12 protein-coding genes and 1 pseudogene are annotated in these 15,010 nt (G+C 69.1%); 6 read left to right on the top strand and 7 right to left on the bottom strand.

Going from position 1 to position 15,010, the window contains the following annotated elements:
- Nucleotides 1-3: 3 nt before the first annotated feature.
- The 3 genes from BLU54_RS09940 to BLU54_RS09930 all read right to left on the bottom strand — a co-directional run bounded on the left by BLU54_RS09940 (nucleotide 4) and on the right by BLU54_RS09930 (nucleotide 2,730).
- Nucleotides 4-777: a helix-turn-helix domain-containing protein gene (locus BLU54_RS09940; RefSeq protein WP_091907606.1), complete on the bottom strand. Its 774-nt coding sequence runs from the start codon at nucleotides 775-777 to the stop codon at nucleotides 4-6.
- Nucleotides 778-791: 14 nt separating this feature from the next.
- Nucleotides 792-1,181 carry a response regulator gene (locus tag BLU54_RS09935; RefSeq protein ID WP_091907604.1) on the bottom strand — a complete coding sequence of 130 codons (390 nt, stop codon included), beginning with the start codon at nucleotides 1,179-1,181 and terminating at the stop codon, nucleotides 792-794.
- Between the two features lie 208 nt (nucleotides 1,182-1,389).
- A complete protein-coding gene (locus tag BLU54_RS09930) occupies nucleotides 1,390-2,730 on the bottom strand; it encodes an oxygen-independent coproporphyrinogen III oxidase (RefSeq protein WP_139169616.1) in 1,341 nt (446 codons plus the stop codon).
- Between the two features lie 151 nt (nucleotides 2,731-2,881).
- Between BLU54_RS09930 and BLU54_RS09925 the strand changes: the two genes are divergently transcribed.
- From BLU54_RS09925 to BLU54_RS09910, 4 genes and pseudogenes are all read left to right on the top strand, one after another.
- Nucleotides 2,882-4,003 (top strand): PAS domain-containing sensor histidine kinase, encoded by a 1,122-nt coding sequence (locus BLU54_RS09925; protein ID WP_091907600.1) that lies wholly within the window; start codon nucleotides 2,882-2,884, stop codon nucleotides 4,001-4,003.
- A complete protein-coding gene (locus BLU54_RS09920; RefSeq protein WP_091907598.1) occupies nucleotides 4,000-4,644 on the top strand; it encodes a response regulator in 645 nt (214 codons plus the stop codon). The genes BLU54_RS09925 and BLU54_RS09920 overlap by 4 nt, the downstream gene beginning before the upstream one ends.
- 101 nt (nucleotides 4,645-4,745) lie before the next feature.
- Nucleotides 4,746-5,669, top strand: a pseudogene (gene hemF / locus BLU54_RS09915) (oxygen-dependent coproporphyrinogen oxidase); the annotation flags it as partial.
- Between the two features lie 163 nt (nucleotides 5,670-5,832).
- The gene (locus BLU54_RS09910) at nucleotides 5,833-6,711 is read left to right on the top strand and encodes a DMT family transporter (RefSeq protein WP_091907594.1); all 879 of its coding nucleotides are present in this window, start codon (nucleotides 5,833-5,835) and stop codon (nucleotides 6,709-6,711) included.
- A 120-nt stretch (nucleotides 6,712-6,831) separates the two neighbouring features.
- On the opposite strand, the gene BLU54_RS09905 is transcribed toward BLU54_RS09910, so the two are convergent.
- Complete coding sequence (locus tag BLU54_RS09905; RefSeq protein WP_091907592.1) at nucleotides 6,832-8,667, bottom strand: glycoside hydrolase family 15 protein; 1,836 nt, start codon at nucleotides 8,665-8,667, stop codon at nucleotides 6,832-6,834.
- Nucleotides 8,660-9,460 carry a glucose 1-dehydrogenase gene (locus BLU54_RS09900; RefSeq protein WP_091907590.1) on the bottom strand — a complete coding sequence of 267 codons (801 nt, stop codon included), beginning with the start codon at nucleotides 9,458-9,460 and terminating at the stop codon, nucleotides 8,660-8,662. Before BLU54_RS09900 ends, BLU54_RS09905 begins: the two co-directional genes overlap by 8 nt.
- Before the next feature lie 703 nt (nucleotides 9,461-10,163).
- On the opposite strand from BLU54_RS09900, the gene BLU54_RS09895 reads away from it, so the two are divergent.
- The gene (locus BLU54_RS09895) at nucleotides 10,164-11,966 is read left to right on the top strand and encodes a peptidoglycan D,D-transpeptidase FtsI family protein (protein WP_091907588.1); all 1,803 of its coding nucleotides are present in this window, start codon (nucleotides 10,164-10,166) and stop codon (nucleotides 11,964-11,966) included.
- A 63-nt stretch (nucleotides 11,967-12,029) separates the two neighbouring features.
- Nucleotides 12,030-13,055 (top strand): alpha/beta fold hydrolase, encoded by a 1,026-nt coding sequence (locus tag BLU54_RS09890; RefSeq protein WP_091907586.1) that lies wholly within the window; start codon nucleotides 12,030-12,032, stop codon nucleotides 13,053-13,055.
- 73 nt (nucleotides 13,056-13,128) lie between these two features.
- Here BLU54_RS09890 and BLU54_RS09885 read toward each other — a convergent pair whose 3' ends face one another.
- Both BLU54_RS09885 and BLU54_RS09880 read right to left on the bottom strand, forming a co-directional pair.
- Nucleotides 13,129-13,689 carry a GNAT family N-acetyltransferase gene (locus tag BLU54_RS09885; protein ID WP_235837882.1) on the bottom strand — a complete coding sequence of 187 codons (561 nt, stop codon included), beginning with the start codon at nucleotides 13,687-13,689 and terminating at the stop codon, nucleotides 13,129-13,131.
- Nucleotides 13,686-14,705: a zinc-binding alcohol dehydrogenase family protein gene (locus tag BLU54_RS09880; RefSeq protein ID WP_091908012.1), complete on the bottom strand. Its 1,020-nt coding sequence runs from the start codon at nucleotides 14,703-14,705 to the stop codon at nucleotides 13,686-13,688. The genes BLU54_RS09885 and BLU54_RS09880 overlap by 4 nt, the downstream gene beginning before the upstream one ends.
- Nucleotides 14,706-15,010: the final 305 nt, after the last annotated feature.

Here is a 15,010-nt window from a genome sequence, read left to right as displayed (position 1 = left end):
GACTCAGACGCGACGCAGGCCGTCGGTGTCGAGCAGGCGCACGCTCTTGCCCTGGGTGCTGATCAGTGCCTGCCGCTGCAATTTCGAGAACGTGCGGCTGACCGTCTCGAGCTTCATGCCGAGATAGCTGCCGAGTTCGTCGCGCGTCATGCGCAGGTTGAACTCGCTTGCCGAATAGCCACGTGCTTCCAGCCGCTTCGACAGGCCGAGCAGGAAAGTCGCGACGCGCTCGTCGGCGCGCATGTTGCCGAGCAGCATCATCAGCGCGGACTCGCGCACGATCTCGCTGCTCATCATGCGATGCACGTGGCGTTGCACCGCACGGCTCTCGCGGCACAGCATCTCTAGCAGGTGGAACGGGATCACGCAGACGATGCTGTCCTCCAACGCGATCGCGTCGCAGCCGTGACTTTCGTCGCTGATCCCGTCGAGGCCCAGCGGCTCGCCCGCGATCGCGAAGCCGGTGACCTGTTCGCGGCCATCGTCGTGGGTGACCACGGTCTTGAACGACCCGGCGCGCACCGCGTACAGGTTCGAAAACGTGTCGCCGCTGCGATACAGCGCCTCGCCGCGGCTCACGCGGCGCGACAGGCAGATGATCTCGTCGAGCCGGCTCAATTCCTCCGCGCTCAGGCCGTCCGGCATGCAGACCGCACGCATGGCGCACTTCGAGCAGCCGACGCCCGATCGTGCCGGGCGGCAGGCGGTGTCGGTCGCCGTGGCAGGCGAGATGACACGGATCTGGGACGGAGCGTGGGAGGAGGTGGCTTGGCGCATGGTCGCTGTTACGGTCAGTGTGCGGCGGTGCCGCGTGCATCGGCGAGTGCCCGCAGCGTCGCGGGCAGCAGCGTGAATTCGTTGGACTTGTCGAACACGTAGGCCGCCCCCGCGGCCAGGCACTGGCGGCGAATCGGCGCGCTGACGTGATTGCTCAGCACGATCGCCACCGCCGGTCCGCCCTGCATGCCGCGCAGCACGGCCAGCCCGTTGCCCTCGCGCAGGCCCAGGTCGACGATCGCGACGTCGGCGCGGCTTTCGGCAATGCCTGCCACCGCACCGGCGCTGGTATCGGCTTCGCCGACGAAGGTCAGCCCCTCGACCGAGCCCAGCAGGGCGCGCAACCGCTGACGGATCAGCGGCGAGTCTTCGGCGACGAACAGTCGCAGGGTCGTATTGGGCATGGGGCCGGCTCGGACCGCGGTCGCCGCGGCAGTTCGGGTTCGTTTCGTCCCGCATCGCTCCGTTGCCGGTGTGCGATGCGACGAAACGAAGTCTGCGCCTGCCGGCCAGCCGCCGCCATCGGCGCCTACGACGGACGCGTGTAGGCGCGACGCCGCTCGCGTCAGGGAATTCCTACATGGCACCGGCGGCTGGCCGGCACCGGCCGCGTCAGAGCCGCGCGACGCGTGGCGCGCGCGCCAGCGCTCGCCGGCGGTAGGCGTCGAACACCGCTGCGACCGCGCTGGCCAGCAAACGTCCGGTCTGGGTCAATTCGTACAGCTTGCCGTCCCGATGCATCAGCCCCGCCGCGACCAGAATCTCGCATTCGGCCAGTTCGGCCTGCAGTGCCGCCTGGGCATCGACGCCGTGCACTGTTTCCAGGTCCTCGAGGTCGAGCAGGAAGTGCGTGCACAGGCTTTGGATGGCGGTACGGCGCAGTGCATCTTCGGGCGTGCACAGCACGCCACGCGAGACCGGCAGACGGCCGGCGGCCAACGCCGTGCGGTAGCGGGTGGGAGAACGGTGATTGCGCCAGCACGCGATGCCCGTCGCCGCCGTTGCGCCCGGCCCGAGCGCCAGCGTGTCGCCGGGCGGCAGCGCCGTCAGTCCGAACGGACGTTGGCTGAGCCGGCCGCGCAGCCGCGCGCGCGCCAGCGGCTCGTCCGCGTTGGCGAAGACGCCGCAGGTCAGCGCCTCGTAGCCGGCGTCGGCCAGCATTTCGACCGCGCGGGCCAGCGCCTCGGCGTACACGCCGTCGACCGGCAGGGTGTCGTCCACCGACGCGTCGAGCGCGATGCGGGTCGGACGGGCCTCGAGCAGCGCGCTCAGGCGGGCACTGGCCGCGCCGAAGGTCTCGCCGGCGATCGCAAAACGGTGGCGCGCGCCGATCGACGTGATACCGTTGCGGCGCGCCCCGCCGATCACGCGCGCCAGTCGCGTCTGGTGTTCGGCGCTGGCCGCGCCCGGCGTATTGCGGGCCAGCTCGCTCGCCAGCTCGCCGCCGGCGCCGCCGTCCAGGTCGAGACGCGTCGCGTGCTGGTCGGCGAGCGCGGCCAGGGCTCGGGGCGTCGCGTGCCGCGCGGGCAGGCTCACCGAAATGCCGCGCCCGCTTTGCTCCAGCTGCTGTCCAGACAGCCCGAACTGCGCGCGCAGGGCCTGGAGCAGCGCCGCCAGGCCAGCGCCGTCGACCGCGCCGGCAATGTCGAGATGCAGCGCTTCGATCCGCACCGCGCCCACGCGGGCACGCACCAGCGCCGCCTCGCGGCCCAGCCAGTCCGGCCAGTCGCCCCAGCCGCGTCGTCCGGCCTCGGCGGGAACCGTCACGGCCAGCGCAAGGTGCGCGAGGCCCGTGACGGCGCGCGCGGCCAGGACCGCGTCCAGCGTGGCAGCGTCGAACGCCTCGACGAACCATTCGGTGCGCGGATACAGCGGGTAAGCCGGTTGCACCGGTCGCCCGCCGCCCGGGCCGGCGCCCTGACCACGGGCCAGCAGCGTGCGATCGATATCCATCTCGTTCTCCATGTCGGGCCAAGATAGTCGCTGCCTGTCCTGTGCATCTTGATAACGGTCAAACCGGTGGCTGGTATCCTTCCCCGTTTCAGCACTTACTGCTTTCGTCGCGGCCGCGCCTTCGGCCGCGGCTCAACAAGGGAACCGACACATGGGCGCGGGCAGCGAGCCGCAACGACTGCATCTGGACCAGGCCAGGCTGGCCGGCATCATCCGTTCCGCGATGGAAGCGATCATCACCATCGACGCGACGCAGACCATCGTGATCTTCAATCCGATGGCGGAGAAACTGTTCCGCTGCACCGCCGCCGAGGCGGTGGGCGAGCCGCTGGACCGCTTCATCCCGGCGCGCTATCGCGCGGCGCACCGCGGGCAGGTGGCGGGCTTCGGCCAGACCGGCGTCACCGAGCGTTCGATGGGCAAGCAGTTGCCGCTGCGCGCGCTGCGCGCCGACGGCGAGGAATTCCCGATCGAGGCGTCGATCTCGCAACTGGGCGAGGGCGACGCGAAGCTGTACACCGTGATGCTGCGCGACATTACCGAGCGGATGCGTGGCGAGGCCGAACTGCGCGCCTCGCGCAACGCGCTGCAGCAGCTTTCGGGCAGCCTGCAGTCCGCGCGCGAGGAAGAGAAGCAACGGATCGCCCGCGAGCTTCACGACGACCTCGGCCAGCGCCTCACCGCGCTGAAGATGGACCTGTCGCTGCACGAGGCCGACATCCAGGCCAATGCGGACCGCGCCACGCTGCTCGAACAGACCGCTGCGATGCAACGCCTGATCGACGCCACCGTCGCGTCGCTGCGGCGCATTTCCGCAGATCTGCGGCCGATCATGCTCGACGACCTCGGCCTGAGCGCCGCGCTCGAATGGTTGGTGCACGACTTCGAGCGCCGCTACGCGCTCGACGTGACGCTCGATGCCGACGAAGACCTGGATTGCCCGCCGGCCACCGCGACGGCGGTGTTCCGGATCGTGCAGGAAGGCCTGAACAACATCGCCCGCCATGCCGGTGCGAGCCGCGTGGCGATCGCCCTGGCCGCCGTGGACGGGCAATGGCAGCTGTGCCTGCGCGACGACGGACACGGCGTCGCGCCCGAGGCCCTGCGCGCGCTGGAGAATGGCATGAACCAGGAGGGCCGCATCGCGCATTTCGGGCTGCTCGGCATTCGCGAACGGGTGCGGCTGCTGGGCGGCGAGGTGGCCTTCAGCCATCCGGCGGACGGTGGCTTCCAGATCCTGGCGCGCCTGCCGCAGGCGGAGGTGCAGCGATGATCCGCATCCTGATTGCCGACGATCACGCGCTGGTGCGCGAAGGGCTCGCCCACATCCTCCGGCGCGGCCAGGATTTCGAGTTGATCGGCGAGGCCGCCGACGGCGACGCGGTGATCCGGCTGGTGCGCAGCGACAGCGGCGCGGCCGCCGACATCCTGCTGCTCGACCTGTCGATGCCGGGCAAGAGTGGCATCGAACTGATCAAGCAGGTGCGGCGCGAGCGGCCGGCGCTGCGCATTCTCGTGCTGACCATGCATGCGGAGCAGCAGTACGCGGTCCGGGCGTTCAAGGCCGGCGCGGCCGGTTACCTGACCAAGGAGAGCGCGGCCGCCGAGCTGGTCGACGCGGTGCGGCGCGTGGCCGGCGGCCAGACTTTCGTCAGTCAGACGATCGCCTCGGCGCTGGCCGAGGCGCTGCAGCGCGCCGGCGACGCCGCCCCGCACGAGGCGTTGTCGGACCGCGAGATGGAGGTCTACCGTCGCCTGGTGGCTGGCGAGACGGTGTCGTCCATCGCCGGCACGCTGTTCCTCAGCCCGAAGACGGTCAGCACGTACAAGACCCGGTTGGCCGAGAAACTCGGCGTCGAGAACGACGCGGCGCTGATCCGCTACGCGATCGCGAACCGCCTGTTCGACGCGTGAGCGGCGCGGGCGATCGCGCGGGCCGCTGATCTGGATCAAACTCGCGCAAGCGGGCCGGCATTAGCCTATGTCTCGTCACCCACGAAGACACAGGAACCATCATGTCCCGCGACGCGCTCGATCTCTCCGCGGTCGAAACCTATCTGACCGACCTGCAACGGCGCATCGTCGACGCGCTCGGCGCTTTCGACGGCAAGCCGTTTCTGCGCGATGCCTGGCGCAAGCCGGAAGGCGCGGTCAACGGCGCGGGACTGAGCTGCGTGATCGAGGAAGGCGGCTTCTTCGAGCGCGGCGGCTGCAATTTCTCGCATGTGCGCGGCGACGCGATGCCGCTGGCCGGCACCGCCGGACGCGCGAACCTGGCGGGCCGGCCGTTCGACGCGCTGGGCGTGTCGATGGTCCTGCACCCGCGCAATCCGTATTGCCCGACCACGCACATGAACGTGCGCCTGTTCGTGGCCTGGCCGCAGCCGGGCACCGACGATGCGCCGGTGTTCTGGTTCGGCGGCGGCATGGACCTGACGCCCTACTACGGCTTCGAAGAGGATGCGCGGCACTTCCATCAGGTGTGCCACGACGCGCTCGCGCCGTTCGGCGACACGCTGTATCCGGCGTTCAAGCTCTGGTGCGACGAATACTTCTTCCTGCCGCACCGCAACGAGGCACGGGGTGTGGGCGGGGTGTTCTTCGACGATTTCTCGGAACTCGGCTTCGAAGGCAGTTTCGCGATGCTGCGCGCGGTCGGCGACGCCTTCCTCGCGGCATACATGCCGGTCATCGAGCGCCGGCGCGACACGCCGTATGGCGAGCGGGAACGCGATTTCCAAAGCTATCGGCGCGGCCGCTACGCGGAATTCAACCTGGTGATCGACCGCGGCACCGCGTTCGGCCTGCGCAGCGGCGGACGAACCGAATCGATCCTGATGTCGCTGCCGCCGACGTGCACCTGGCGCTACGACTGGGCGCCGGAGCCGGGCACGCCCGAAGCCGCGCTGCTCACCGACTTCCTGCCGCCGCGGGATTGGTTGCCGGCCCAGGCTGGCCAGCGCCAGGCGTCCCGAGCGGCCGGCTATCGTCTTGCTGAGGCGGTCTGAGCGGAGCAGGCGGGCGCCGGCGCGGCTGGCTGCTGACGGATCGGCCTGTTAGGATGCGGCACACGGGCGTTCGGCCCGACCGGCGTCCTTCATCATGCCTCTGCTCGAACTGTTGTTCCTCGCGTCCATTTGGGGCGCGTCCTTCCTGTTTCTGAAAGTCGGCGCGTCCGCATTCGGTCCGATCGCCCTGATTTGCCTGCGGGTCGGCGTTGCCGCGGCGCTGTTGTTGCCGGTCATGGCGCGCCCCGCGCTGCGCCAGCAGTTCATCCGGCATCTCGGACCGCTCGCGCTGGTCGGCCTGACCAACTCCGCGCTGCCGTTCCTGCTGTTCGCCTACGGCGCGTTGCAGCTTGGCGCCGGCACCGAATCGATCCTGAACGCCACCACGCCGATGTTCACCGCCCTGGTCGCGTGGCTCTGGCTGAAGGCACCGGTCACGCGCGCGCAGGGAGCGGGGATGGCGATCGGACTGGTCGGCGTCGCGGCCCTCGTCGCCGGACGCCCCGAGGGACAGGCGGCAGCGAGTCCGTGGGCCTATCTACTGCCGCTCGGCGCGACGCTCTGCTACGGGGTGGCCGCCAACGTGGCGGCCCGTCGCCTGCGCGGCGTCGACGCCAAGGTGGTGACGTTCGGCTGCATGTTCTTCGCGACCGTGATGCTGCTGCCCCTGCTGCCGTTCGCGTGGCCTGCCGCCACACCGTCGCTGCCGGCATGGGGCGCCGCGCTGCTGCTGGGCGCGCTGTGCACCGGCTTCGGCTACATCCTCTATTTCCGACTGCTCGCGCAGGCCGGCGCGCCGTTCGCCGCGTCGGTGACGTTCGTGGTCCCGATCTTCGGCATGATCTGGGGCCGCCTGTTCCTTGACGAACCGATCACGGTGGCCATGCTGGCCGCCTGCGCGGTGATCCTGCTGGGCACCGCCCTGACCAGCGGCCGCCTGCGCTGGCCCCGCCGCGCTCCGCCGGTGGCCTGAACGGCGGCGGCCGACCTACGGGGGGACCGACCGACGCGGCGAGCGCCGTCGGGCCGCCGCGCCGCCCGGGGCCACTCGAGCCGCCGACACTGCCTGACGCGTAGAACCGCGCGATGCGGCTCAGTCCTCCCAGGGCCGCTGCGCGCCATCCAGGATACGGTCCAGCCGGTAGGCCGCGCTGATCAGCGCCAGGTGAGTGAGCGCTTGCGGGAAGTTGCCGAGCGGAATGCCTCCCGGCGAAATCTCCTCGGAAAACAGGTGGAGGTGATTCGCGTAGCCGAGCAGCTTCTCGAACGTGAGGCGGGCCTTCTCGATCTGGCCGGCGCGCGCCAGCGCCTCGACATACCAGAAGCCGCAGGCCATGAAGCTGCCTTCATGGCCGTCCAGCCCGTCGTTCGACTGATAGCGGTAAACCAGTGGATCGTCGAACAACTCGCGTCCGATCGCGTCGAGCGTCGACAGCCAGCGCGGATCCTTCGGCGCGACGAAGCGCACCAGCGGCATTTGCAGTGCCGACGCATCGAGTGTGTCGCCGCCACGCGTCTGCGTGAAGGCGCCCAGTTCCTCGTTCCAGAAGTTGTCGAACACGTCGCGCTGAATCGCGCCGCGCGCCGCTTCCCAATCGGCGATCGGCGCCGGCAGCGAGCGCTTGCCGGCCAGGCGCAGCGCGCGGTCGATGGTCACCCAGCACATCACGCGTGAATGCAGCAAGTGCGCCTTGCCGTCGCGCGACTCCCAGATGCCGTGGTCCGGCTCGTTCCAGTGCGCGACGACATAGTCGACAGTTCGCACGATGTGCTGCCAACTGTCGTAGGACGACGCGGTGCCGTACTTGTTGTACAGATACACCGCATCGAGCAGTGCGCCGTAGATGTCCAGTTGCAACTGCTTCGACGCCTCGTTGCCGACCAGCACCGGCGACGCCGCGTGCTGGTCGCTCAGCGAAGCCAGTTCCGTTTCGCCGGGAGGCGTCTCGCCGTCCAGCGTGTACACCAGGTTGAGCTGACCGTCGTAGTCGCAGTGCCGTGTGCGGTCGCCCATCCACTGCATGAAGTGGGCGGCCTCGTCGGTATAGCCAAGCCGCAGCAATGCGTACAGCGTGAAGGCGGCATCGCGGACCCACACAAAGCGATAGTCCCAGCGGCGCTCACCCTCCAGCGTTTCCGGCAGACCGAAGGTCGGGGACGCGATGATCGCACCGTGATCCCGCGAGGTCAGCAGTTTGAGCACGAGCGCGGAGCGCGAGACGATCTCGCGATAGCGGCCGCGGTAAGCGGATTTCTCGAGCCAGCGCTGCCAATAGGCGACGGTGTCGTCGACACAGGCCTGGCACACCCCGCCATCGAGCGATTCGATCTCCTCGTCGGCGGCGGCGAACACGAAGCTGGCGAGTTGCTCCTTGTCGAGCGTGAAGCGCGCGCCGACCGTGCCATCGGTGCTGACAGTCAACGGTACGGTGGCGCGCAGACGCATCGGCAACGCGTCCCCTTCGGGACGCAGCTGGACTTCGTTGTCGTCCACCTGTTCCGCCACGTGCGCCTGGCGCGCGTAGTCGAAGCGTGGCGCGCATTCGCACTGCCACTCGATCCGGCCGCGCACGGTCTTGACGGTTCGTACCACGCGGTTGCGGTCGTCCTCGGCACTGCTGGTCAGCGGCATCAGGTCGGTCACCTCGCCGACCCGGTCCTCGCTCAGAAAGCGGGTGACGAGCACATTGGTGTCCGGCAAATACAACTGCTTGACCTGCATCGTTTCGTAGCCAACCGGCGCCAACGTCCATTGACCGCCGTGCTGCGCGTCGAGCAGGCCGGCGAGCACGGTCGGGGAGTCGAAGCGCGGAAAGCACAGGAAGTCGAGCGTGGCTTCATGGGTCACCAGCGCACAGGTGCGCAGGTTGCCGATGATGCCGTGCGCCGCGGGCGAGCGGCCCGCGCCGCCCCGTTTGTCTTCAGCCATTGTCTCGGAATCCCGGGTAAAGGCACATGCCGCCGTCGACGAACAGCGTCGTGCCCACCACGTAGTCGCTGTCGTCGGACGCCAGCCATACCGCGGCATTGCCGATGTCGCTGGGCTCGCCGATGCGGCCATACGGGATCAAGCGCAGCAGGCGCTCGCGTGCTTCCTCCGTCTCCCAGGCGTCGCGGTTGATCGGCGTGCGGATTGCGCCCGGCGCGATGGAGTTGATCCGGATGCGCTGCTCGGACAGTTCCTGCGCCAGCGTGCGCATCAGCATGCCGAGGCCGCCCTTGCTCGCCGCGTAGTTCGCATGACCGGCCCACGGAATCACTTCGTGCACCGAACTCATGCAGATGATCTTGCCCAGCGCGCGCGACACATCGCGCTGTCCCTGCCGCAGAAACGTGCGTGCCGCCGCCTGTGCGGTGAGGAACTGGCCCGTGAGGTTGGTTTCCAGCACCTTGCGCCAGTCGTCGAGGCGCATCTCGACGAAGGCGGCATCTTTCTGTATGCCGGAATTGGCAACCACGATGTCGACCGCTTCGAAATGCTCGATCGTCTTCGCAAACAGGTTCTGTACGGCCTCGGGGTCGCCAACGTCCGCCTGGCAGGCGAACGCACGTCCGCCCGCCGCGGCGATTGCCGCCACGGTGCGGTCGGCGCCCGCTTCGTCGGAATGATAGTTGACCGCCACTGCGGCACCGGCCGCGCCGAGCGCTTCGGCGACCGCGGCGCCGATGCCCGAACTGGCGCCGGTGACCAGCGCAACCTGGCCGTCCAGTTTCTTCGCCATGCTGTCCTCTTTCAGTAACGGCCCGCTCAACCGGACCTAAGACTGGCGGTGCAGCAGGTATCGTGCCGTGCGCCGTCGGAGCCGAACCGGCGCGCGCAACCGTGGCGCACCCGTCACGCAACCGTCGCACAGCTGTCATGCAACGATCGCCTGCCGGCCCGATCCGGGCCGCGAACGGCTGGCGCTTCGCGTGGGACGAGCCATGCGACGTCGGCGGGCGGTGACGAGCGTCATGCGGCGAAGCGGTGTCGCTGGATTGCGAGCGCGCTGGGAATCGGAGCGGCGCGAGGCGGTCCCATCGGGCGTTTCCACGTGGTGGTGGCGCCCAGCCAATGTGAATGTTTGTGAAAGCTTTCTGAAAGTAATCGTTATAATGTGAGATGCTGCGCGGACGCGAACCACGTTTGCCTTGGCATCGCACCCGGCGTCATCGCCGCCATCCGGCGGCAGCGACGCCTCGGAAGGCGGATCGTGCCGGTACGGCAGTGACGTCGTGATGCCTAATAGGTGCCGCGCCGCCGCTGCGCTCGATCACGATGGTTCGCAATGGATCGCGATGAACCACGGTCGACCGGCAAGGCAGCGCCGGCGAGGACACGGCCGTGGCAGACGTCGCATCGCCGTCATCCGGCGCATGGTGCGGGGCATCGCCGACCGTCACGAGTGGTCGGGCGCTGGCCCCATGAAAAGGACTCCTTCGATCATGAAATTCGGCCTTCACGGGCAGCGCGGCATTTCCTTCTCGTCGAGCGCCATCGATCGCGGCGGCCTGCCGCCGTGGCGGTCCCGCGTGGTCGTCTTCGTGGTGACTGTACTGTTCGCGTCGCTGGGCGCGCGCGCCTTCTGGGTGCAGGTCGGCAACAACCAGTTCTACAGCGAGCAGGGCCGCAAGCGCGTGCAGCGCACGATCGAGGTGCCGGCGGCACGCGGCCGCATCGTCGACCGTGACAACCGCTTGCTGGCGATGAGCCAGCGGGCGGCCGGCATCTTTGCCGATCCGACCGAGGTGCCGTCCGATCTGCCCGCCGAGACGCGCGCGCGTCTTGCCGGGTTGCTGGGCATGTCGCCAGCGGATCTGGCCGCGCGGCTGGATCCGGCCCGTTCCTTCGTATTCCTCGCCCGGCAGCTCCCATACGAGCGTGGCGAAGAGATCGCGGCGCTGAAGATTCCGGGCATCTACCGCCAGCCGGAGTGGCAGCGTGTCTATCCGATGGGCGAATCGGCGGCGCATGTCGTCGGCTTCACCGGGCTGGAAGGGCAGGGGCAGGAAGGCATCGAGCTAGCGCTGAACCAGCAGTTGCTGGCGCAGAACGGCCAGCGCCTGGTGATCCGCGATCGTCTCGGCCGCGTCGTGGAGGACCGTGGGCTGCTGCGCAGTCCGCGCGATGGCGCAGCGGTGCAGCTGACCATCGACAGCCGGCTGCAGCATCTGGCATACAGCGAGTTACGCGCGGCGGTCGAACGGCATGGCGCGAAGGCGGGCGGCGCGGTGGTCCTCGACGCGCGCACCGGCGAAATCCTTGCGCTGGCCAACTGGCCTTCGTACGAACCGAACCAGCGCAGCAAGCTGCGCGGCGAGCAGCTGCGCAACCGCGTGGTCACCGACCTGTTCGAACCGGGTTCGACGATCAAGCCGCTCAACGTCGCGCTGGCGCTGGACCGGGGCATGGTCAGGCCCGGCACGGTGGTCGACACGCTCGGCGGCAGCATGAAGCTCGGCGGCGGCTACACGGTCAAGGACGTGTCGCGCTCCACCAGCCTGAGCGTCGCGGACGTGTTGAAGAAGTCGAGCAACGTCGGCATGGTGCAGATCATGCACCGCGTGCCGTCGCAAGAGATGTGGCTGTCGTTCCAGCGCTTCGGGCTGGGCCATGCGCCCAGCGTGGCGTTCCCTGGCACGGCCGCCGGGTGGGTGCGTCCGGCCGCGCGCTGGAAGCCGATCGAACACGCGACGATGTCCTACGGCTACGGGCTGTCGGTGTCGCTGCTGCAGATGGCGCAGGCCTACACGGTGTTCGCGGGGGACGGCGCGATGCGGCCGGTCTCGCTGCTGAGCGGACAACCCGGCGTGCCTCAGCACGTCGTGCGTCCCGAGACGGCGCGCGCGGTGCGCGACATGCTGGAACTGGCCGCCGCGAAGGCCAGCGCGGTCGAGGGTTATCGCGTCGGCGGCAAGTCCGGCACCACCCGCAAGCTGGTCGGTGGCCGTTACGGCGCCGCGCGGTATCTGTCCAACTTCATCGGCATCGCGCCGCTGAGCAATCCGCGCATCGTCGTGGCGGTCACCATCGACGATCCGACCAAGGGCGGCTACTACGGCGGAGCCGTCGCCGCGCCGGTGTTCTCGGACATTGCCGCGGGCGCACTGCATCTGTTGGGCGTGGCTCCCGATCTCCACGTGCAGCCGCTCGCGGCGAGCGCGTCGGCGACACCGGCGCCGGCACCCGCTCCGGCGCCGAAGGCCGCGCTGCGCCCACCGGCGGTGCCTGCCGGGCGCGCCGGCTGAAGCGGCCTCGGCGATAATGCCGGTTCGAGGCGCTCGCCCCGCGCCGCTTTTTCCTGAGCCCTTATGTCCGCTTCTCCCGAAACCGTCGCCTACAGCGACGGCATGCTCGACGTCGGTGATGGTCATGCCATCTACTGGCGCGCCGAAGGCGACCCCGCCGCGCCGGCCGTGCTGATCGTGCACGGCGGTCCTGGCGGCGCGCTGAACCTGCGCTGGGGCGAATTCCTGCCCGACTGGCGCAAGATCTATTTCGATCAGCGCGGCTGCGGTCGCTCCGAACCGTTTGGCAGCACCGCCTACAACACGACCGCGCATCTGGTCGACGACATCGAACGCCTGCGCGCGCATCTTGGCATCGACCGCTGGGCCTTGTTCGGCGGCTCATGGGGCACGACGCTGGCGCTGGCCTACGGCCTGGCCCATCCGGAGCGGTGCACCGGCTTCCTGTTGCGCGGCGTGTTCCTGGCACGGCGCGAGGATCTGGACTGGTTCCTCTGGGATGTGCGCCGCGTGTTCCCGGACGCACACGCCGCCTTTCTGGATGCGATCGAAAAAGCCGCCGGTCGCCGTCCGCAGAGCGCGGCAGAGGCGATCGCACTGACCGGTGCGCCGTTGGCCGCACGCGACCGGGCCGGCGTTGCACTCGCCGTGGCGTGGAACCGCTTCGAGGCCACGCTGTCGATGGTGCGTCGCGCGCCCACCGACGCGTCGGCGGCGAAGAGGCCGGAAGCCGCGCAGCAATCCGCACAGGAATCCGAGCCGTCCTCCGAGCCGAGCCAGGCCGAGATCGCCGCGAGCGAGAAACGCGCGGTCGCCATGGCCTTGCTCGAACGGCACTACATGGCCGAGGTGCTGCCGCCGGAGCCGCTGCTCGACAGCATCGAGCGGATTGCCCACTTGCCGTGCCACATCGTGCACGGCCGCTACGACATGGTGTGTCTGCCCGAACAGGCCTTCGCGTTGCAGCGCCGGTGGCCGGGCGCAAAGCTGGAGATCGCCGAGGATGCCGCGCACGCGACCTTCGAACCGGGCATCGCGGCCGCGTTGCATCGGGCCGCGGCCGCATTGCGCGCCGCCGTCACCGCCTGAACTGTCCGAGCCGCGTGCGGGGCGGCGCCGAGCCGTTGTCCCCAGCCCCCAGCCCCCAGCCCACACCTTCGCCTCAGCCGAGGTCGTCGAGGCTGCGCTGCATCAGCGTCGTGTCGAGCCACTCGCCGAACTTGTAGCCGACACGGCTGAGCGTGCCGACCATCTCGAAACCGAGGGCGCGGTGCACGGCCAGCGAGGCGGGATTGCGCATGCCGCCGCCCACCACCGCGATCAACTGGGCCACGCCGCGTTCCCGGCAAGCGCGTAACAGCGCGACGAGCAGCGCGCGGCCGGCGCCGCCGGCGCGCCGCTCCGGCGCCACGTAGACCGAGTGTTCGGCCGTGAAGCGGTACGCCGAGCGTTGGCGGTAGCGGGTGGCGTACGCATAGCCGACGACCATGCCGTCGCGCTCCGCGACCAGATACGGCAGGCCTGCCGCGCCGACCTCGGCGCGGCGGCGTCGCATCTCCACCAGGTCCGGCACCTGTTCCTCGAACGTGAACGGACTGCGCTCGACGTAATGTGCGTAGATCGCCTGGACCGACGGCATGTCCGCGTCCTGCGCCTCACGGATCGTCGGTGCCGGTGATGGTGCGCTCGACGGGCCGGGTAAGTGCGCTTGGTCCACGGTCACGGTGCGAACCCCTCCAGCACCACCTTGCCCTGTGCCCGCCCGCTTTCGACATGTTCGTGCGCACGGCGCAGGTTGGCCGCATTGATGGCGCCGAAATGCTGGCCGGCAGTCGTGCGGAGTATGCCGGTATCGACCAGGCGAGAGACTTCGGCGAGCAGCGTTTGCTGGCGGATCATGTCGTGCGTGCCGAACATCGCGCGCGTGAACATGAATTCCCAATGCACCGAGACGCTCTTCTGCTTCAGCTTGCCGATGTCGATCGGGCCCGGATCGTCGATCAGCGCGAAACGGCCTTGCGGCGCGATCGCTTCCGCGAGCTGCTCGAAATGACTGTCGGTGTGCGTGAGGCTGGCCACGAAGTCGACCGGTCCCAGGCCGGCTTCGCGCAGGCCGGCGGCAAGCGGGCGGCTGTGGTCGACCACATGGTGGGCGCCCAATTCGCGTACCCACGCCTGCGTTTCCGGACGCGATGCCGTGCCAATCACGGTCAGGCCGGTCAACTGACGGGCCAATTGCACCAGGATCGAGCCCACGCCGCCGGCCGCGCCGACCACCAGCAGCGACTGGCCCGACGGCGCCGCATTATCGAGCACGCGCAGGCGGTCGAACAGCAGTTCCCACGCGGTGATTGCCGTGAGCGGCAACGCGGCGGCATCGGCGAAGCCGAGCGTTGCGGGCTTGGGACCGACGATGCGTTCGTCGACGACGTGCAGCGCACTGTTGGTACCGGGCCTTTGCAGCGAACCGGCGTACCAGACTTCGTCGCCCGGCCGGAAGCGCGATGTCTTGGCGCCCACCGCCCGCACGACACCACTGGCGTCGAAGCCCAGGATTTTCGGTTGGTCCGCGGTTCCCGCCGCGCGCCGGCGCACCTTGGTATCCACCGGGTTGACCGAAACCGCCTTCACCTCGACCAGCAGATCGTGCTCGCCCGGTGTCGGTTCGGGCACGTCGAGGTCGAGCAGGCTATGCGGGTCGCTGATCGGCAGGCTGTCGTGATATCCAACGGCTTTCATCGTTTTCTCCCAATCCATCATGCGCGGACACGGTGCGCGGCGTTGTGAATGCGAGTCATGATACGCGGCGTCTGGCGCTGCTCATGCGGCTCGGCGTGCGCACCCCGGCGGGCGGCAAGGTTCGCTGCCGCGTTGCCCGTTGCGTCGGCCTCGGCGGATCCGCGGGAAGCTTGCCGCGCCAACAAGTGCCGTTGTTTCGGACCACGAGATATTCCCACAATCGCTATAAGGGATTTGTGGGAAATAGAAAAAGACAATGGCGAGTGCGGGCAAGAAAGCGCGGCGACGGCCGTTAACACGCGTAC

The sequence above is a fragment of the Chitinasiproducens palmae genome (assembly GCF_900095735.1).
GTDB classification, from domain to species: Bacteria; Pseudomonadota; Gammaproteobacteria; order Burkholderiales; family Burkholderiaceae; genus Chitinasiproducens; species Chitinasiproducens palmae.
Note: the sequence above shows the minus strand (reverse complement) of the source record. Positions and strands in the feature narration are given on the sequence as shown.

What these genes read in the sequence shown, in the direction of transcription:
- BLU54_RS09910 (WP_091907594.1), top strand. Translation starts at nt 5,833, where the DNA reads ATGCCTCTGCTCGAACTGTTGTTCCTCGCGTCCATTTGGGGCGCGTCC.
- BLU54_RS09905 (WP_091907592.1), bottom strand. Translation starts at nt 8,667, where the DNA reads ATGGCTGAAGACAAACGGGGCGGCGCGGGCCGCTCGCCCGCGGCGCAC.
- BLU54_RS09940 (WP_091907606.1), bottom strand. Translation starts at nt 777, where the DNA reads ATGCGCCAAGCCACCTCCTCCCACGCTCCGTCCCAGATCCGTGTCATC.
- BLU54_RS09930 (WP_139169616.1), bottom strand. Translation starts at nt 2,730, where the DNA reads ATGGATATCGATCGCACGCTGCTGGCCCGTGGTCAGGGCGCCGGCCCG.
- BLU54_RS09900 (WP_091907590.1), bottom strand. Translation starts at nt 9,460, where the DNA reads ATGGCGAAGAAACTGGACGGCCAGGTTGCGCTGGTCACCGGCGCCAGT.
- BLU54_RS09890 (WP_091907586.1), top strand. Translation starts at nt 12,030, where the DNA reads ATGTCCGCTTCTCCCGAAACCGTCGCCTACAGCGACGGCATGCTCGAC.
- BLU54_RS09880 (WP_091908012.1), bottom strand. Translation starts at nt 14,705, where the DNA reads ATGAAAGCCGTTGGATATCACGACAGCCTGCCGATCAGCGACCCGCAT.
- BLU54_RS09935 (WP_091907604.1), bottom strand. Translation starts at nt 1,181, where the DNA reads ATGCCCAATACGACCCTGCGACTGTTCGTCGCCGAAGACTCGCCGCTG.
- BLU54_RS09920 (WP_091907598.1), top strand. Translation starts at nt 4,000, where the DNA reads ATGATCCGCATCCTGATTGCCGACGATCACGCGCTGGTGCGCGAAGGG.
- BLU54_RS09925 (WP_091907600.1), top strand. Translation starts at nt 2,882, where the DNA reads ATGGGCGCGGGCAGCGAGCCGCAACGACTGCATCTGGACCAGGCCAGG.
- BLU54_RS09895 (WP_091907588.1), top strand. Translation starts at nt 10,164, where the DNA reads ATGAAATTCGGCCTTCACGGGCAGCGCGGCATTTCCTTCTCGTCGAGC.